The organism is Rhizobium sp. 1399 (genome assembly GCF_031455475.1).
Lineage (GTDB): Bacteria > Pseudomonadota > Alphaproteobacteria > Rhizobiales > Rhizobiaceae > Rhizobium.
Map to the genome: position 1 here is coordinate 46,066 of NZ_JAVDSU010000018.1, position 18,094 is coordinate 64,159.

General features: G+C 60.3%; 19 protein-coding genes and 1 pseudogene. 17 read left to right on the forward strand and 3 right to left on the reverse strand.

The features are described 5' to 3' along the window. Positions 1–246 precede the first annotated feature (246 nt). The 14 genes and pseudogenes from eno to J2X71_RS34360 all read left to right on the forward strand — a co-directional run bounded on the left by eno (position 247) and on the right by J2X71_RS34360 (position 12,166). Positions 247–1,521, forward strand: a complete 1,275-nt coding sequence (gene eno, locus J2X71_RS34295; RefSeq protein WP_037106212.1) for a phosphopyruvate hydratase — start codon at positions 247–249, stop codon at positions 1,519–1,521. A 145-nt stretch (positions 1,522–1,666) separates the two neighbouring features. Further along, on the forward strand, positions 1,667–1,987 hold the full coding sequence (locus J2X71_RS34300; protein WP_007822443.1) for a septum formation initiator family protein: 321 nt from the start codon (positions 1,667–1,669) through the stop codon (positions 1,985–1,987). A gap of 146 nt (positions 1,988–2,133) precedes the next feature. Then, positions 2,134–3,180 carry a pyruvate dehydrogenase (acetyl-transferring) E1 component subunit alpha gene (pdhA, locus tag J2X71_RS34305; protein ID WP_113322839.1) on the forward strand — a complete coding sequence of 349 codons (1,047 nt, stop codon included), beginning with the start codon at positions 2,134–2,136 and terminating at the stop codon, positions 3,178–3,180. 15 nt (positions 3,181–3,195) lie between these two features. Beyond that, the gene (locus J2X71_RS34310) at positions 3,196–4,584 is read left to right on the forward strand and encodes a pyruvate dehydrogenase complex E1 component subunit beta (RefSeq protein WP_310389519.1); all 1,389 of its coding nucleotides are present in this window, start codon (positions 3,196–3,198) and stop codon (positions 4,582–4,584) included. A gap of 15 nt (positions 4,585–4,599) precedes the next feature. Beyond that, on the forward strand, positions 4,600–5,949 hold the full coding sequence (locus J2X71_RS34315) for a pyruvate dehydrogenase complex dihydrolipoamide acetyltransferase (protein WP_310389521.1): 1,350 nt from the start codon (positions 4,600–4,602) through the stop codon (positions 5,947–5,949). Positions 5,950–5,970: 21 nt separating this feature from the next. Then, positions 5,971–6,612 (forward strand): SGNH/GDSL hydrolase family protein, encoded by a 642-nt coding sequence (locus J2X71_RS34320; RefSeq protein WP_310389523.1) that lies wholly within the window; start codon positions 5,971–5,973, stop codon positions 6,610–6,612. A 2-nt stretch (positions 6,613–6,614) separates the two neighbouring features. Continuing rightward, positions 6,615–7,193, forward strand: coding sequence for a GNAT family N-acetyltransferase (locus J2X71_RS34325; protein ID WP_310389525.1), 579 nt, complete (start codon positions 6,615–6,617; stop codon positions 7,191–7,193). A gap of 16 nt (positions 7,194–7,209) precedes the next feature. Beyond that, a complete protein-coding gene (gene lpdA, locus J2X71_RS34330; protein WP_310389526.1) occupies positions 7,210–8,655 on the forward strand; it encodes a dihydrolipoyl dehydrogenase in 1,446 nt (481 codons plus the stop codon). A gap of 101 nt (positions 8,656–8,756) precedes the next feature. Then, on the forward strand, positions 8,757–9,011 hold the full coding sequence (locus J2X71_RS34335; protein WP_113295616.1) for a GlsB/YeaQ/YmgE family stress response membrane protein: 255 nt from the start codon (positions 8,757–8,759) through the stop codon (positions 9,009–9,011). A 14-nt stretch (positions 9,012–9,025) separates the two neighbouring features. Beyond that, complete coding sequence (locus J2X71_RS34340) at positions 9,026–9,274, forward strand: GlsB/YeaQ/YmgE family stress response membrane protein (protein WP_310389531.1); 249 nt, start codon at positions 9,026–9,028, stop codon at positions 9,272–9,274. Positions 9,275–9,379: 105 nt separating this feature from the next. Next, the gene (lipA, locus tag J2X71_RS34345; protein ID WP_113325298.1) at positions 9,380–10,351 is read left to right on the forward strand and encodes a lipoyl synthase; all 972 of its coding nucleotides are present in this window, start codon (positions 9,380–9,382) and stop codon (positions 10,349–10,351) included. 161 nt (positions 10,352–10,512) lie between these two features. Further along, positions 10,513–11,109: an AAA family ATPase gene (locus J2X71_RS34350; protein WP_310389535.1), complete on the forward strand. Its 597-nt coding sequence runs from the start codon at positions 10,513–10,515 to the stop codon at positions 11,107–11,109. A gap of 13 nt (positions 11,110–11,122) precedes the next feature. Further along, positions 11,123–11,710 (forward strand): annotated as a pseudogene (locus J2X71_RS34355) (AAA family ATPase). Positions 11,711–11,719: 9 nt separating this feature from the next. After that, positions 11,720–12,166: a type II toxin-antitoxin system RatA family toxin gene (locus tag J2X71_RS34360; RefSeq protein WP_007822465.1), complete on the forward strand. Its 447-nt coding sequence runs from the start codon at positions 11,720–11,722 to the stop codon at positions 12,164–12,166. A 3-nt stretch (positions 12,167–12,169) separates the two neighbouring features. Here the strand turns inward: J2X71_RS34360 and J2X71_RS34365 are convergent, their stop codons facing one another. From J2X71_RS34365 to J2X71_RS34375, 3 genes are all read right to left on the reverse strand, one after another. Further along, on the reverse strand, positions 12,170–12,475 hold the full coding sequence (locus tag J2X71_RS34365; protein ID WP_310389538.1) for a hypothetical protein: 306 nt from the start codon (positions 12,473–12,475) through the stop codon (positions 12,170–12,172). A 79-nt stretch (positions 12,476–12,554) separates the two neighbouring features. Continuing rightward, positions 12,555–13,049 (reverse strand): CinA family protein, encoded by a 495-nt coding sequence (locus J2X71_RS34370; protein ID WP_310389539.1) that lies wholly within the window; start codon positions 13,047–13,049, stop codon positions 12,555–12,557. Beyond that, positions 13,046–14,266, reverse strand: a complete 1,221-nt coding sequence (locus tag J2X71_RS34375) for a bifunctional 2-C-methyl-D-erythritol 4-phosphate cytidylyltransferase/2-C-methyl-D-erythritol 2,4-cyclodiphosphate synthase (RefSeq protein WP_310389541.1) — start codon at positions 14,264–14,266, stop codon at positions 13,046–13,048. The genes J2X71_RS34370 and J2X71_RS34375 overlap by 4 nt, the downstream gene beginning before the upstream one ends. Positions 14,267–14,407: 141 nt before the next feature. On the opposite strand from J2X71_RS34375, the gene dusB reads away from it, so the two are divergent. Genes dusB through ntrC form a run of 3 tightly spaced genes read left to right on the forward strand, consistent with a single transcriptional unit; the run spans position 14,408 to position 18,026 of the window. Next, positions 14,408–15,427, forward strand: a complete 1,020-nt coding sequence (dusB, locus tag J2X71_RS34380) for a tRNA dihydrouridine synthase DusB (protein WP_310389543.1) — start codon at positions 14,408–14,410, stop codon at positions 15,425–15,427. After that, on the forward strand, positions 15,424–16,578 hold the full coding sequence (locus J2X71_RS34385; RefSeq protein WP_310389545.1) for a nitrogen regulation protein NR(II): 1,155 nt from the start codon (positions 15,424–15,426) through the stop codon (positions 16,576–16,578). Before dusB ends, J2X71_RS34385 begins: the two co-directional genes overlap by 4 nt. Continuing rightward, on the forward strand, positions 16,575–18,026 hold the full coding sequence (ntrC, locus tag J2X71_RS34390) for a nitrogen regulation protein NR(I) (RefSeq protein ID WP_007822475.1): 1,452 nt from the start codon (positions 16,575–16,577) through the stop codon (positions 18,024–18,026). Before J2X71_RS34385 ends, ntrC begins: the two co-directional genes overlap by 4 nt. Positions 18,027–18,094: the final 68 nt, after the last annotated feature.

The window sequence follows — 18,094 nt, forward strand, 5'->3', positions numbered from 1 at the left end:
CAGCCGTGGGTTGCTGCCAACGATGGTGGCTTGCCAACATTCCGCCCGGATAAACAGTTTATCGTCTTTCGATGGATGGGATATGCTGGCCGGCGACTGCCGTTCCCTTCAAAACCCTGACATGATTGTGCTATAGGCCACGTCTGATGCGCTGCCCGAACGTGCAAAATTGCGGCATTGTAATTTGCGCACCTTCGATTAAGACGGTTTCAAACGATTTATCCACCCACCGAGCAGGAAAAAACCATGACTGCAATTACCGATATCATCGCCCGCGAGATTCTCGATAGCCGTGGTAACCCCACCGTCGAAGTCGATGTCTATCTCGAAGACGGCAGCATGGGCCGTGCGGCTGTTCCCTCGGGTGCCTCGACCGGCGCGCATGAAGCCGTCGAACTACGTGACGGCGGCAAGCGTTACCTCGGCAAGGGTGTCGAAAAGGCCGTCGAAGCCGCCAACACCGAGATCTTCGACGCCATCGGCGGCATCGACGCTGAAAACCAGATCCAGATCGACAAGATCATGATCGAGCTCGACGGTACGCCGAACAAGTCGCGCCTCGGGGCCAACGCCATCCTCGGCGTTTCGCTCGCTGTTGCCAAGGCCGCCGCGGAGGCTTCCGGCCTGCCGCTCTACCGTTATGTTGGTGGCGCTTCGGCCAGCCTGCTACCGGTTCCTATGATGAACATCATCAACGGTGGCGCACATGCCGACAACCCGATCGATTTCCAGGAATTCATGATCCTGCCGGTTGGCGCAGACTCGATCCGTGAAGCTGTCCGCATGGGCTCGGAAGTCTTCCATACGCTGCGCAAGGAACTCGCCGCCCAGGGCCACAACACTAATGTCGGCGACGAAGGCGGTTTTGCCCCGGGCCTGAAGAGCGCTCCGGAAGCCCTCGACTTCATCATGAAGTCGGTTGAGAAAGCCGGCTACAAGCCGGGCGAGGACATCTATCTCGGCCTCGATTGCGCCTCGACGGAATTCTTCAAGGACGGCAAGTATGTGATGGAGGGCGAAGGTCGCACGCTCGAACCGGGCGCAATGGCCGAATACCTCGCCGAACTCGTCGGCAAGTACCCGATCATTTCCGTCGAAGACGGCATGGCAGAAGACGATTGGGAAGGCTGGAAGACACTGACCGATCTCGTCGGCAAGAAGTGCCAGCTCGTCGGCGATGACCTTTTCGTCACCAACTCGGCTCGCCTGCGCGACGGTATCCGCATGGGCGTCGCCAACTCGATCCTCGTCAAGGTTAACCAGATCGGCTCGCTGACGGAAACGCTCGATGCCGTCAACACCGCGCACAAGGCGGCCTACACTGCCGTGATGTCGCACCGCTCGGGCGAAACAGAAGATTCCACGATCGCCGATCTCGCAGTTGCCACCAACTGCGGCCAGATCAAGACCGGCTCGCTGTCGCGCTCGGATCGCCTTGCCAAATACAACCAGCTGATCCGCATCGAAGAAGGTCTCGGCCCGCAGGCTCAGTATGCCGGCCGCTCCATCATCCGCGGCTAATACGAACTGATAAATCAGTCATTTGGAACCCGCGCTCCGGCGCGGGTTTTTTGTTGAGTCTGCCCGTGATGGGCTTTGAGTCAACGAACGGTTAATCTCTGCGCGGTAAATTGAAACGATTGGTAATGCGTTAGAGCATGCGTGTATGTGGACAAAGCATCATAAGAAGAGAAAGACTGGCCGCTTCGTCATTCCGGCCATGACGGTCGCCTTCCTTTCCTATTTCGGTTATCATTGCATTCACGGTGACTATGGTCTGCGTGCGACGGAGGCGTTCGAGCGTCAGCGTGTCGCGCGTGAGAAGGAATTGGCTGTGCTGAAGGTTAAGCGTGAGCATCTGGAGGCGCAGGTAGCGCTCCTGAGTGACGGCTCGCTGGACAAGGATATGCTCGACGAAAAGGCGCGATATCAGCTCAACATGTCGCGCGCGGATGAGATTGTCATTTACAATCACTACCGCAATTAACCGAATTTTGGTTAATCAAAAATTCCTGTTATTTATCAATAATTTACCTGCGAATATGAGCCATGCAATTATGGCATTGCTGTGGTCATTTTTCTTCCCTATGGTACGCGCCACCTGAGAACCGATAAACCCATAGGGAGGGTTGAATGGCGTTGCGCAAAACCGCGACCGTTTCCAGCCGCAAAAACAGTGCGAAATCCGCAGCCAAGGCATCGAACGGTGGTCCTATCGCCGATTTCGATCGCGACGAGGAGCTGAAGGCCTATCGCGAGATGCTGCTCATCCGCCGTTTCGAGGAGAAGGCGGGCCAGCTTTACGGCATGGGCTTCATCGGTGGTTTCTGTCACCTTTACATCGGCCAGGAAGCTGTCGTTGTCGGCATGCAGATGGCGCAGAAGGAAGGCGATCAGGTCATCACCGCCTATCGCGACCACGGTCATATGCTGGCCACCGGCATGGAAGCACGCGGCGTCATGGCTGAGCTGACGGGGCGTCGCAACGGCTATTCCCACGGGAAGGGCGGTTCGATGCACATGTTCTCCAAGGAGAAGCATTTCTACGGCGGTCACGGCATCGTCGGCGCGCAGGTGTCGCTCGGCACCGGTCTCGCCTTCGCCAACCGGTATCGCGGCAACAACTCTGTCTCGATTGCCTATTTCGGCGACGGTGCTGCCAACCAGGGTCAGGTCTACGAGAGCTTCAACATGGCTGCTCTCTGGAAGCTGCCGATCATCTACATCGTCGAAAACAACCGTTATGCCATGGGCACGTCGACGGCTCGCGCGACGGCTCAGTCGAACTATTCGCTTCGCGGTTCCGGCTTCGGTATCCCGGGCGTCCAGGTTGACGGCATGGACGTTCGCGCCGTCAAAGCTGCTGCCGATGAGGCGCTCGAGCACTGCCGCTCGGGCAAGGGCCCGATCATCCTTGAAATGCTGACCTATCGCTACCGCGGCCACTCCATGTCGGACCCGGCGAAGTACCGCACCAAGGAAGAAGTGCAGAAGATGCGCTCGGAGCAGGACCCGATCGAGCAGGTTCGCCTGCGCGTGATGGAAAAGGGCTGGGCGACCGAAGACGATCTGAAGGCGATCGACAAGGAAGTCCGCGATATCGTCGCCGACAGTGCCGATTTCGCCCAGGCCGATCCGGAGCCGGATGCATCCGAGCTCTACACCGACATTCTGCTCTAATCGGGGAGGGAACCCATGCCTATCGATATCCTCATGCCCGCCCTCTCTCCGACGATGGAAGAAGGCACGCTGTCCAAGTGGCTCAAGAATGAAGGCGACAAGGTCACGTCCGGTGACGTGATTGCTGAAATCGAAACCGACAAGGCGACGATGGAAGTCGAAGCCGTCGATGAAGGCGTCATCGGTAAGCTGCTGGTTCCGGCAGGCACCGAAAACGTCAAGGTGAATGCCAAGATCGCCATCCTGCTGCAGGACGGCGAATCCGCCGACGCGATTTCCGCCGCTCCGGCTGCCGCTCAGCCGGCTCCGGCCGTCGCGGCGCCTGCTGCCCAGGAAGAAAAGCCGGCGGCAGCTGCTGCTCCGGTACCGGCCGAGCCCAAGTCTTTTGTGCCGAACGACCCGGAAATTCCCGCCGGTACCGAGATGGTGTCGATGACGGTGCGCGAAGCCCTTCGTGACGCCATGGCCGAAGAAATGCGCGCCGATGACAACGTCTTCGTCATGGGCGAGGAAGTTGCCGAATACCAGGGCGCCTACAAGGTCACCCAGGGTCTTCTGCAGGAATTCGGCGCTCGCCGCGTTATCGACACGCCGATCACCGAACACGGCTTCGCCGGCGTCGGCGTCGGTGCTGCCATGGCCGGCCTGAAGCCGATCGTCGAGTTCATGACCTTCAACTTCGCCATGCAGGCGATCGACCAGATCATCAACTCGGCTGCCAAGACGCTCTATATGTCGGGCGGCCAGATGGGTGCCCCGATCGTTTTCCGCGGCCCGAACGGTGCTGCTGCCCGCGTCGGCGCCCAGCACAGCCAGGATTACGCCGCCTGGTATAGCGCGATCCCCGGCCTGAAGGTTGTCATGCCCTACACGGCATCCGACGCCAAGGGTCTGCTCAAGGCCGCGATCCGTGACCCGAACCCGGTCGTCTTCCTCGAAAACGAAATTCTCTACGGTCAGCATTTCGATGTACCGAAGCTCGATAATTTCGTTCTGCCGATCGGCAAGGCCCGCATCCACCGCCCGGGCAAGGATGTCACCGTCGTCTCCTTCGGCATCGGCATGACCTATGCGACGAAGGCGGTTGCTGAACTCGAAAAGCTCGGCATCGATGTCGAACTGATCGATCTGCGCACGCTTCGCCCGATGGATCTTCCGACCGTGATCGAATCGGTCAAGAAGACAGGCCGTCTGGTCACCGTCGAAGAAGGTTATCCGCAGAACTCCGTCGGCACCGAAATCGCCACCCGCGTCATGCAGCAGGCCTTCGATTACCTCGATGCGCCGGTCCTGACGATTGCCGGCAAGGACGTTCCGATGCCTTACGCCGCCAATCTCGAGAAGCTCGCGCTTCCGAATGTCGGCGAAGTGGTCGATGCGGTGAAAGCCGTTTGCTACAAATAAGGGGAGGGCCTTTCGATGCCGATCAATATCACGATGCCCGCCCTCTCTCCGACCATGGAAGAAGGCAATCTGGCCAAGTGGCTGGTCAAGGAAGGCGATAAGGTCAAGTCCGGCGATGTGATCGCCGAGATCGAAACCGACAAGGCGACGATGGAAGTCGAAGCCATCGACGAAGGCACTGTTGCCAAGCTCGTCGTTCCGGCCGGCAGCGAAGGCGTGAAGGTCAACGCCCTGATCGCCGTTCTCGCCGCCGATGGCGAAGATGTCGCCGCCGCCGCGAGCGGTGCCGGCTCCGCCGCTCCGGCGCCGAAGGCTGCTGCTGCTCCGGCACCAGCCGAAGCACCGAAGGCTGAGGCAGCACCCGCTCCGGCACCGGTGGCTCCGGCCGCTGCCCCGGCTGCCACCTCCTCGGCTGGCGCGCGCACATTCTCGTCGCCGCTTGCCCGCCGTCTCGCCAAGGAAGCCGGTATCGATATTTCTGCCGTTGCCGGCACCGGCCCGCATGGCCGTGTCGTCAAGAGTGATGTCGAAGCTGCTGCTGCCGGTGGTGGCGCCAAGGCTGCTCCGGCTGCTGTTGCTGCCCCGCAGGCTGCTGCACCGGCTCCGGCCGCTGCCGCTCCGAAGGGCGCTTCGGATGAAGCCGTGCTCAAGCTCTTCGAGCCGGGCTCCTACGAGCTCGTGCCGCATGACGGGATGCGCAAGACGATTGCCCGTCGCCTCGTCGAATCCAAGCAGACCGTTCCGCACTTCTACGTTTCGGTCGATTGCGAACTCGACGCGCTGATGGCGCTGCGTGCCCAGCTGAACGACGCCGCTCCCCGCAAGGACGGCGCTCCGGCCTACAAGCTTTCGGTCAACGACATGGTCATCAAGGCCATGGCTTTGGCACTGCGCGACATTCCGGATGCCAACGTCTCCTGGACCGAAAATGCCATGGTCAAGCACAAGCATGCCGATGTCGGCGTGGCTGTCTCGATCCCTGGCGGCCTGATCACCCCGATCGTCCGCAAGGCTGAGGAGAAGACGCTGTCGACCATCTCCAACGAGATGCGCGATCTCGGCAAGCGCGCGAAAGATCGCAAGCTGAAGCCTGAGGAATATCAGGGCGGCACGACCTCGGTCTCCAACATGGGCATGATGGGCGTGAAGAACTTCGCAGCCGTCATCAACCCGCCGCATGCGACCATCCTCGCAGTCGGCGCGGGGGAGCAGCGCGTCATCGTCAAGAAGGGCGAAATGGCGATTGCTACGGTCATGACCGTGACGCTCTCGACTGACCATCGTTGCGTTGACGGTGCTCTCGGTGCTGAGTTGCTGCAGGCCTTCAAGGGCTACATCGAAAATCCGATGGGCATGCTGGTCTAAGCAGGACGCGGGAGGGCGGACATGACGAAGACTGTTCTTTGCTATGGTGACTCGCTGACTTGGGGCTATGACGCCGTCACGATCGGCCGTCATGCCTACGAAAACCGCTGGCCGAGCGTGCTTCAGGCAACGCTCGGAAGCGGAGTTCGCGTCATCGCGGAAGGCCTGAACGGCCGCACCACCGCCTTTGACGACCATCTTGCCGATTGCGATCGCAATGGCGCACGCATTCTGCCGACTGTTCTGCAGACGCATGCGCCGCTCGATCTCGTTATCCTGCTGCTCGGCACCAACGACATGAAGCCGGTCGTTGCCGGCTCGGCCTTTGCCGCGTGCCAGGGCATCGGCCGTCTGGTGCGGCTGATCCGCAATCATGCCTGGCCCTTCGAATTCGATGGGCCGGAGATCCTGATCGTGGCGCCGCCGGCAATCTGCGCGACGGGCAATGTGCCCTTCGCGGCATCGTTCCCCGGTGGCATCGAGGAATCGGCAAAGCTTCCGACGCTTTACCGTGATCTCGCTGATGAACTCGGCTGCGGCTTCTTCGACGGCAATTCCGTCGCCAAGACGACGCCGATCGACGGTATTCACCTCGATGCGGAGAATACGCGTGCGCTCGGTCGCGGCCTTGAGCCCATCGTGCGGATGATGCTGGGCCTCTGACGATGACTGCCTTTCTCGCTCTCCGACGGGCCTCCCGCCGAGATGCGTCGGAACTGGCGATCCTGGCGGATATTGCTTCTCACGGCTTTGCCTCGTGGCTCTGGTTTGCCGATGTCGCAAGCGGCATGAGCGATACACCGCTGGAGCGGGGCCGGCTGAAGATGAGCGACGAGGCGCTCGGCGGCTGGAAGAACGCCGTCATCGGCGAGGCCTATGACGAGATCGCCGGAATGGCGATCGGTTATGAGGTGGATGAAGGCATACGTGATCTCGAAGCGCGGCATCCGGCCATAGAGCCGATGCTGGCGATGCAGAGATCGGTGATCGGACACTGGTTCATTGGCAGTCTCGCGGTCTATCGCCATATGCGCGGTATCGGCATCGGCAAGAGGCTTCTGGAAGATCAGCTCGCAAGGGCGGACGGGCTGCCGGTCAGCTTGATCACGTCGGATAGTAACGAAGCGGCTCTGTCGCTTTACAGAAGAAACGGATTTTCGGAAGCGGCGCGCATGAATGCCGTGCCGCTCTTCGATAACAGCAAAAAGCACGCATGGGTTCTCATGACCCGAGCGGGAGCGTAACAAAGGCAGGAAAGCAATGGCTCAATCCTACGACGTCATCGTCATCGGTTCCGGTCCCGGCGGCTATATCGCCGCCATTCGCGCCGCGCAGCTCGGCCTCAAGGTCGCCTGCGTCGAGCGCGAACATCTCGCCGGCATTTGCTCCAACTGGGGCTGCATTCCGACCAAGGCGCTGCTGCGCTCGGCTGACGTCCTGCATACCGCCCAGCACGGCAAGGATTACGGACTGGTGCTGGATGGCACGATCAAGCCCGATATCAAGGCGATCGTCACCCGTTCGCGCGGTATTGCGCATCGCATGAACAACGGCGTCGGCTTCCTGTTCAAGAAGAACAAGGTTGATGTCATCTGGGGTGAGGCAAAGATCACCAAGCCCGGCGAGATCGTGGTTTCCAAGACGACGAAAAAGCCGATGGAGCCGATGGGTCCGGTGCCGAAGAACGCGCTCGGCGAAGGCACCTATACTGCCAAGCACATCATCGTTGCGACCGGCGCTCGTCCGCGTGCCCTGCCGGGCATCGAGCCGGATGGCAAGCTGATCTGGACCTATTTCGAGGCAATGAAGGCCGACGAACTGCCGAAGTCTCTGCTCGTCATGGGCTCGGGCGCGATCGGCATTGAATTTGCAAGCTTCTATCGCACCATGGGCGTCGACGTCACCGTCGTCGAAATCATGAGCCAGGTCATGCCGGTCGAGGATGCGGAAATCTCCGCTCTAGCCAAGAAGCAGTTCGAGCGTCAGGGCATGAAGATCCATCTGGAGGCCAAGGTCGCCAAGGTGGAGAAGGGCGCAAATTCGATCACTGCCACCATCGAGAAGAAAGACGGAACGACGGAAACGATCACTGCAGACCGCATGATTTCGGCCGTCGGCGTGCAGGCCAATGTCGAAGGCATCGGCCTCGAGGCTGTCGGCGTGAAGACCGATCGTGGCTTCATCGTCATCGACGGCTATGGCAGGACCAATGTGCCTGGCATCTACGCGATCGGCGACGTTGCCGGCCCGCCGCTGCTGGCCCACAAGGCCGAGCATGAAGGCGTCGTCTGTGTCGAGAAGATTGCCGGCCTGCCGAACGTTCATCCGATGGACAAGCTCAAGATCCCGGGCTGCACCTACTGCAATCCGCAGGTCGCATCTGTCGGCCTGACCGAGGCTAAGGCCAAGGAGTTGGGCCGCGATATCCGCGTTGGCCGCTTCCCTTTCAGCGCCAACGGCAAGGCTGTCGCGCTCGGCGAAGACCAGGGTCTGGTCAAGACGATCTTCGACAAGAAGACCGGTGAACTGCTCGGCGCCCACATGGTCGGCGCCGAAGTCACTGAACTCATCCAGGGCTTCGTGGTCGCCATGAACCTGGAGACGACGGAAGAAGAACTGATGCATACGATCTTCCCGCATCCGACCATTTCGGAGACGATGAAGGAAAGCGTGCTCGATGCTTACGGCCGCGTTCTGAACGCTTGATAATTTCCTTTTGCGCCCTCTATCCCGGCGTGGCGAAACGCCATCGCCCGGGATGGAAAATCCATTCCCTCCCGGGGTGGAAAAAACGAAAGGAAATCATCATGTCTATGAGCACGCAGTCGCTTCTCATCTTTCTGCTGATCGGTCTGGTCGCGGGTTTTCTCGCAAGCTTGGTCGTCGGTGGGGGTGGGTTGATACGGTGCCTGCTCAGCGGCATCATCGGCGCGTTCGTGGGCGGGTTTTTGTTCAATGCACTGGGGATTTCTCTGGGCATTGAAAATGCATTGGTGGTTCAGATCATCCACGCCACCGTCGGCGCCATTGTCGTGGTGCTGATTGCAAGGGCGATAGCGTAGGGCAGAAACACGGGATGGAAGGCGTCGGCTGGATTTCGGCAATCATTATCGGTGGACTTGCGGGCTGGCTCGCGGGCAAGCTGATGGAAGCGCGTTACGGCATATTGCTGAACATTTTGCTCGGCATTGTCGGCTCGGTCGTCGCCACCGCCATCCTGGCACAGTTCCATATCGAGGTTGCCGGCGGACGGTTCGGCTACTTCGTGACGGGCTTCATTGGCGCCTGCCTGCTGATATTCTTCGCGCGACTGGTTCGAAGATAAAGTGCGAAGACAGGGCGCATTTCTTCAGATCGAAAGATTTGAATAAACGAACGATGCGCAATATGACAATCCGGGCCGCATGGGGCGGCGGAAAGTTGAACTGACATGGTCACCATTCTCGACACGATCAATCCAGACGCAAAGCGCGTACGCCATCCGGAAAAGGCGCATCGCCCGGATACGGAAGTCCTGCGCAAGCCGGACTGGATTCGTGTGAAGGCGCCGACCTCGAAAGGCTACGCCGAAACCCGCTCGATCGTGAAGGAGCACAAGCTCGTCACGGTCTGCGAAGAGGCGGGCTGCCCGAATATCGGCGAGTGCTGGGACAAGAAGCACGCCACCTTCATGATCATGGGCGAGATCTGTACGCGCGCCTGCGCCTTCTGCAACGTAGCGACCGGCAAGCCGAACGCGCTCGACATGGCGGAACCTGAGAATGTCGCCAAGGCCGTGAAGCAGATGGGCCTGAGCCACGTCGTCATCACCTCCGTCGACCGCGACGATCTGGAAGATGGCGGCGCCGAGCATTTCGAAAAGGTCATCTGGGCAATCCGCGCCGCTTCGCCGATGACGACGATCGAAATCCTGACGCCCGACTTCCTGAAGAAGCCTGGCGCGCTGGAACGCGTCGTCGCTGCCAAGCCCGACGTCTTCAACCACAATATGGAAACGGTTGCCGGCAACTATCTGACGGTTCGCCCGGGCGCCCGCTACTTCCATTCCATCCGCCTGCTGCAGCGCGTGAAGGAGCTCGATCCCACCATGTTCACCAAATCCGGTATCATGGTCGGCCTCGGTGAGGAGCGGAACGAGGTTCTCCAGCTCATGGACGATCTGCGCACCGCCGATGTCGACTTCCTGACGATCGGCCAGTACCTGCAGCCGACCCGCAAGCACCACAAGGTCGAGAGCTTCGTCACTCCGGAAGAGTTCAAGTCCTACGAGACGGTCGCTTACACTAAGGGCTTCCTGATGGTCGCTTCCAGCCCGCTGACGCGCTCCTCGCATCACGCCGGCGACGACTTCGCCCGCCTGAAGGCTGCGCGTGAGAAGAAGCTGCTGATGGCTGCCGAGTAAGAGCTTGCCACATGTGTTTAATAGGACCGCGGTGATTTTCGCCGCGGTTTTTCTTTGTTCGCGTCATTGTCATCATCAGGTCACGCGAAGCAGCTAGCCAGCACGCCGCTCTTCGCAACAGATCGGTCCGCGAAGGCGATCCTGTCGAAAGCGAGTTTGCCATGCATCAAGTGACGACGTCGCCTGAATCCGTGCGTGCAGTCTCCATTGCCGAAGCTGCCACCATTATTCCCCGTGCCGAGCGCATCCTGGTCTTCGGCTGCTCCGGCACCGGCAAGTCGACGCTTGCCCAGGCGCTCGCACGGCGATTCGGACTGACTTACGTCTCTATGGACCGCGACATCTTCTGGCTGCCCGGCTGGACGCTGCGTCCGCGGGAGGAATCCGTTCAGCGTATCCGCGATGCCGTTGCGGGCGAACGCTGGATCATGGACGGCAACAACCCAAGCACATTGCCGATCCGTCTGGCGCGCGCCGATATGGTGCTCTGGCGCCGCCCGGCGCGCAGCGTTTCCGTGCGCAGCGTGCTCGGGCGTTGGTGGAAATATCGCGGTCGGACCCGACCGGACATGGCACCGGGATGCCCTGAGCGGATCGACTTGCAATTCCTGAAATACATCTGGACGTTCGAAAAGCGGGAAGCGCCGAAATTCGCGGCGATGCTGGCAAGCCATGGCCGCGACATCCCGGTTCTGACGCTCAAGTCCTTCCAAGAGAGCGACGAATTGCTCTCCAGACTGCCGGCTGTGAACGAGTAAGAAGGAACTCGCAATGGAACGGCAATCGGACGAGGCAATCAACTATGTCGAGGACGCCTTTGCCGCCGGGCAGATTCGCGACGCGAGACGCATCTTGGTCATCGGCTGCTCGGGCGGCGGCAAGTCGACGCTTGCTCAGAAACTGGCGAACCATTTCGACCTGACCTAACTCTCGATCGACCGCGATATCCTCTGGCTGCCGGGCTGGGTGGAACGCAGCAGGGAGGAGCAGCGCCAGCGGATCGTCGAAAGGATTGCCCGCGAGCGCTGGATCATGGATGGCACCAATCCGTCCACTTTCGATATCCGCCTGCCGCGCACCGATATCGTCATCTGGGTGCGGATGCCGCGCCTGCTTTGCGTCTGGGGAGTTGTGACCCGCTGGCTGAAGCACATCGGCCGCACACGCCCGGAAATGGCACCCGGCTGCATCGAGAAAGTCGATTGGCAATTTCTGGAGTTCATCTGGACCTTCGAGAAGAAATTCTCGCCGCGCGTGACATCAGCCATTGCCGCCCACGGACCGCATGTGCCCGTTTTGCAGGTGAAATCCCGCCGCCAGATGCGAGCGCTTCTTGATCTTCTCGGTGTCCCGGCTTAACTGCGCTTCATGCCGCAATTCGAAACGCATCGCCCTGTCCCGCACACGCCCGACCAGATGTTCGACCTGGTGTCAGATGTCGAACATTATCCGGAATTTCTGCCGCTCTGCGAAGCCCTGTCGGTGAAGAACCGCAAGGAGCGCGACGGCAAGGAACTGCTGATCGCCGACATGACGGTCGGCTACAAGGCGATCCGCGAAACCTTCACGACCCAGGTCCTGCTCAACAGGGCCGAGCGCGTCATCGACGTCAAATATATCGACGGCCCGTTCCGCTACCTCGACAACCGCTGGCGGTTCGTCGAGGCGGAAGGCGGCGGCTGTACGGTCGATTTTTTCATCGACTATGAGTTCAAGAGCCGCATTCTCGGCGCGCTCATGGGGTCAATGTTCGACAGGGCTTTCCGCATGTTCACGGACGCCTTCGAAAAACGGGCGGCAACGATCTACGGCTGATAGTCAGCGATCGAAGAAATGGTCGAAGATCAGCGTCGCAGGATAGGCGTAGGAGCCACGGTCGATGAAGCTGTAGCGATAGAGGCAGCCCCTGAGCGCCGCGTTGTAGATCAGGCTGGTGGTATCAGGCGATCCGCGATAGCCCAGCGCTTCCGGCTGGCAGCGGCGGAGCGCATGGTCGTATTTGCGTAGCAGAACGGGATCCGAATCCACCCGCACGCCACCATAAACCTGATAGTTGGATGGTGCTTCAGCCGCCGAAACGCAGGCGAGGCTCAAGACGACACCGATGCATGCCAAGTATCTCATTTGACCGTTCCTTCAAAACCGGCTCTTGCCTACACGCGGCAGAAACTGAAATTCCTGCGCTTTGTTCCTTCACTCAATATCACGCAATTTCAATAACCATTTGAAGTGCCGTCCGGATTGTTGACAGGCGGATTTCCGTGCGGCCAATGTCGCCGTAAAGCATCTTACGATGGATGAGCTTACCCGAACGTGATTTCGCCGCAAGATGCACCAGCCCGACTGGCTTTTCCGGGGATCCGCCGCTGGGCCCGGCGATGCCTGTCACAGCGACCGCAAGGTCGGCGCGCGAGCGGAAGAGGGCGCCATGCACCATCTGCCGGGCTGTCTCCTCTGAAACCGCGCCGAAACGGATGAGCGTCTCTTCCTGCACGCCGAGCATCTGCATCTTGGCCACGTTCGTATAGGTCACGAAGCCACGGTCGACGACAGCGGATGATCCCGAAATTTCCGTGAGCGCGCCGGCAATCAGTCCGCCGGTGCAGGACTCTGCCGTCGATACCATCAGACCCGCAGCCGTGAAATTGTGGATGATGTTTTCCGCCATCGAAGTGATATCTGCGGGAAACAGGCTCATTGCTTCCTGCCTCCATAGACAACGGTTGCCGTTGCGATCGCGGCGATCCCTTCACGGCGGCCGACGAAACCGATCGTCTCGTTGGTGGTGGCTTTCACCGAGCAGCGCTCGATGTCGATGCCGAGGAATTCCGAAAGATTGGCGCGCATTGCTTCGCGATGCGGCCCGACCTTCGGCGCCTCTGCAATCAGCGAGACGTCCGCATTGGTGATGGTGCCGCCATGATCGCGCACGATCTTTGCGGCATGTTCGATGAAGATGCGGGAAGGGGCACCCTTCCATTGCGGATCGGACGGCGGGAAATGATCGCCGATATCGCCGGCGCCGCAAGTCGCCAGCAGCGCATCTGTCAGCGCATGCAGCGCCACATCGGCATCCGAATGGCCTTTGAGCTTCTGGTCATGCGGAATGAAGACGCCGCAGAGCGTCACGCCGTCGCCGGGCTCGAGCTGATGCACGTCATAACCGTTGCCAGTGCGCACATCCGGGATACGGGCGTTTGAGAGTTTATCGTCGGCCATGGCTATATCGCTTCTGACTGTCAGCTTGACGTTGGTCGGTGCGCCCTCGACGATGGTTACAGGAATATCGAGCCATTCGGCGATTGATGCATCGTCGGTGAAATCCGTCCTGCCGCTGGCGGCTGCCTTCTCATGCGCTTCGAGAATGGTGGCGAAATCGAAGGATTGCGGCGTCTGGGCCGCATAGAGCTGATCGCGCGGGATGGTCTTGACCACGATCCCGTCGCTTCCGGCCTGCTTCAGCGTGTCAGCGACCGGCGTTGCCGGAAGAACCGCGGGCGCGCCGGCCGAAAGCGTATCGGCGATCCGGTCTAGAAGCAGGTGATCGACGAAAGGGCGCACCGCGTCGTGGATCAGCACATGGCTGATGCCCTTATCCTTAAGGTGTCGCAGGCCGGCCAGCACCGACTGCTGTCGGGTCGCGCCGCCATGAACCGTCTCGATCGGCGTTGCGGAGATGACGTGCCGGGATGCTCTGGCAAAGAGGGCTTCGTCATCGGGGTGGATGACGACGACGATGTGCGTTGCCGCTTCCCATGTCATGAAGTTTTCAAGCGTATGAACGATAACCGGCTTGCCGCCGATCATCCGGTATTGCTTGGGGCCTTCCTCGTGTGATCCGGCGCGTTCGCCGCGGCCTGCCGCAACGACGACAATTCCAGCCGATATCGGTTGCTTAGTATGCATTTGCAGCATAAATCCCTGAAATATGCGGAATGGATGTCAGTTGCTCTATCGTCTTGCTCGGACCTTTTCCAGCATTTGCCCAAAAAATATCAATTCGGTCTCGACCCTCTTGGCAAGCCGTAGAACTATGGCTAAAAATAATGCAGTTACATGGTGTGCCTGAAAGATAATCATTTGATTTCCAAGGACCTCGCAGCGCCTTTCCGAATCGGACCCGTGTCCGTGCGGAACCGCGTTGTGCTTGCGCCGATGTCGGGTGTCACGGATATGCCGTTCCGCGAACTTGCCTGGCGCCATGGTGCGGGCCTCGTTGTCACCGAAATGGTAGCAAGCCGGGAACTGGTGAATGATACCGCCGAATCCTGGGCGCGCCTGCGGGCTGCCGGTTTCCGCCCGCATATGGTGCAGCTCGCCGGTCGTGAGGCGCACTGGATGGCCGAAGCCGCCAAGATCGCCGCCCATCATGGCGCCGATATCATCGACATCAACATGGGCTGCCCGGCCAAGAAGGTCATCGGCGGTTATTCCGGTTCGGCGCTGATGCGCGATCCGGATCATGCGCTTGAGCTCATCGAGGCGACCGTCAAGGCAGTCGATATCCCCGTCACGCTGAAAATGCGCCTCGGCTGGGACGAGAATTCCATCAACGCACCACATATTGCCAAACGCGCCGAGGAGACTGGCGTCCAGCTCATCACCATCCACGGCCGCACCCGCATGCAGTTCTATGAGGGCAGGGCGGACTGGGATGCCATCCGTCTCGTGCGCGATGTCATTTCCGTGCCGCTGGTCGCCAATGGCGATGTTGAAACAGCTGAGGATGCGCAGGAGATCCTGCGCCGCTCGGGCGCCGATGCTGTCATGATCGGCCGCGGCAGCCAGGGCAGGCCATGGCATGCCGGTGTTCTGGCAGGTGCACGTGAACCCGAGCGTGGGGAGATCGCGGCCATTGCCGTCGAGCACTATCGTATGATGCTGGAATTTTACGGCGAGGCCGTTGCCGTCAGGCACGCCCGTAAACATCTCGGATGGTATCTGGAGCGCTTCGCGCCGGATCTTCCGGGCGAGCAAAAGGCTGCGATCATGACATCCCGTGATCCTGATGATGTGATTGCCCGCTTCGATGATGCGATAGCGGCAGGTGCGGTAGAGCGGCGGGAGGCGGCATGAGCACGGACGGCACAGCCTCTCCCGAGAATCCGGTCAACGCTATGGCAATGGCGGTACTGAACGCCATCCAGAACCCCGTCGTCATGGTGGATGAGGGTGGTTTCATCGCTTTTGCGAACTGGGAAGCCGAGGCCTTCTTTGGCGCCAGCGCGGCGCATCTCTCCCGCTACCGCATCTCGACCTTTATTCCCTTCGGCAGCCCGCTTCTGGCGCTGATCGATCAGGTGCGCGAACGCAAGGCGCCGGTCAACGAATACCGCGTCGATTTGAGCTCGCCGCGCCTGGGCCAGGACAAGCTCGTCGATCTCTATGTTGCGCCTGTCATTGCGGAGCCGGGCTCGGTCGTTGTCGTCTTCCAGGAGCGGTCGATGGCCGACAAGATCGACCGGCAGCTGACACATCGCGCGGCTGCCCGCTCGGTCACGGGTCTTGCGTCCATGCTCGCACATGAGATCAAGAACCCGCTCTCCGGTATCCGTGGCGCTGCCCAGCTTCTCGAACAGTCCGTCATTGATGACGACCGCGCCCTGACGCGGCTGATCTGCGACGAGACGGATCGCATCGTCTCGCTGGTCGATCGCATGGAAGTCTTTTCCGACGAGCGCCCGGTCGACCGTGTGCCGGTCAATATCCATTCCGTGCTCGATCATGTGAAGGCCGTTGCCAAGGCAGGTTTCGCCCGCAATATCCGCGTGACCGAGAATTACGACCCCTCGCTGCCGGCCGTCTACGCCAATCGCGACCAGCTCGTGCAGGTTTTCCTCAATCTGGTGAAGAACGCTGCCGAAGCCGTCGGTGACCGGCCGGATGGCGAGATCATCCTGACGACGGCCTATCGTCCGGGCATCCGTCTTTCGGTCGCCGGCACGCGCGAGAAAATCTCGCTGCCGCTGGAATTCTGCGTCATCGACAATGGTCCCGGCGTGCCGACGGACCTCTTGCCGCATCTCTTCGATCCCTTCATCACCACCAAGCCGAATGGCAGCGGTCTCGGCCTCGCCCTGGTTGCCAAGATCATCGGCGATCATGGCGGCATCATCGAATGCGACACCCAGAACAACCGCACGATTTTCCGCGTCCTCATGCCGGCCTCAAAGGATGCCTCGCTTGATGACGCCGCTATTGCAAGCTCGACAGGACCCAATCGATGACAGCCACGATCCTCGTTGCCGATGATGATGCGGCCATCCGCACGGTGCTCAATCAGGCCTTGAGCCGCGCCGGTTATGATGTGCGCATTACTTCCAATGCCGCAACGCTGTGGCGTTGGGTTTCGGCCGGCGAGGGCGATCTCGTCGTGACCGACGTCGTCATGCCGGATGAGAATGCCTTCGACCTTCTGCCCCGCATCAAGAAGGCGCGGCCGGACCTGCCCGTTCTCGTCATGAGCGCGCAGAACACCTTCATGACGGCGATCAAGGCGTCGGAAAAGGGCGCCTATGACTACCTGCCGAAGCCCTTCGACCTGACGGAGCTGATCGGTATCATCAGCCGGGCGCTCGCCGAACCGAAGAGAAAGCCGGCCAAGCTCGACGACGACACACAGGACGGCATGCCGCTCGTCGGCCGCTCGGCGGCAATGCAGGAAATCTACCGCGTTCTCGCTCGTCTCATGCTGACGGACCTGACGCTGATGATCACTGGCGAATCCGGCACTGGCAAGGAGCTCGTCGCCCGCGCGCTGCATGATTACGGCAAGCGCCGCAACGGCCCCTTCGTCGCCATCAACATGGCGGCCATCCCGCGTGACCTTATCGAGTCCGAGCTCTTTGGCCACGAGAAGGGCGCCTTTACCGGCGCACAGACCCGCTCCACCGGCCGTTTCGAACAGGCCGAAGGCGGTACGCTTTTCCTCGATGAAATCGGCGACATGCCGATGGATGCCCAGACGCGTCTTCTGCGTGTTCTGCAGCAGGGCGAATATACGACCGTCGGCGGCCGCACGCCGATCCGCACCGATGTGCGAATCGTTGCCGCGACCAACAAGGATCTGAAGCAGGCGATCAATCAGGGCCTCTTCCGCGAAGACCTCTACTACCGCCTCAATGTCGTGCCGCTGCGCCTGCCGCCGCTGCGCGACCGTGCGGAGGATATTCCCGATCTCGTCCGCCATTTCGTCCAGCAGGCCGAAAAGGAAGGCCTCGGCTCCAAGCGTTTCGATCAGGAAGCGCTGGAACTGATGAAGGCCTATGCCTGGCCGGGCAACGTGCGCGAGCTGGAAAACCTCATCCGCCGCCTGATGGCGCTTTATCCACAGGATGTCATCACCCGCGAAATCATCGACGCCGAGCTTCGCTCCGATGTTCCCGATAGCCCGATCGACAAGGGTCCGATCCGCAGCGGTTCGATGACGATTGCCCAGGCGGTCGAAGAGAATATGCGTAGCTATTTCGCCAGTTTCGGCGAAAACCTGCCACCGCCCGGCCTGTACGACCGCGTGCTGACGGAAATGGAATATCCGTTAATACTTGCGGCATTGACGGCTACCCGTGGCAACCAGATCAAGGCTGCCGATTTGCTGGGTCTGAACCGCAATACGCTGCGCAAAAAGATCCGCGAACTCGGCGTTTCCGTCTACAGAAGCTCGCGTACGGCCTGACCTTCGACCTTGACATTGTGGCAAGGTGCGTTGCATTTTCGCCACAATGCGTTGCTTAAAGGTCACGC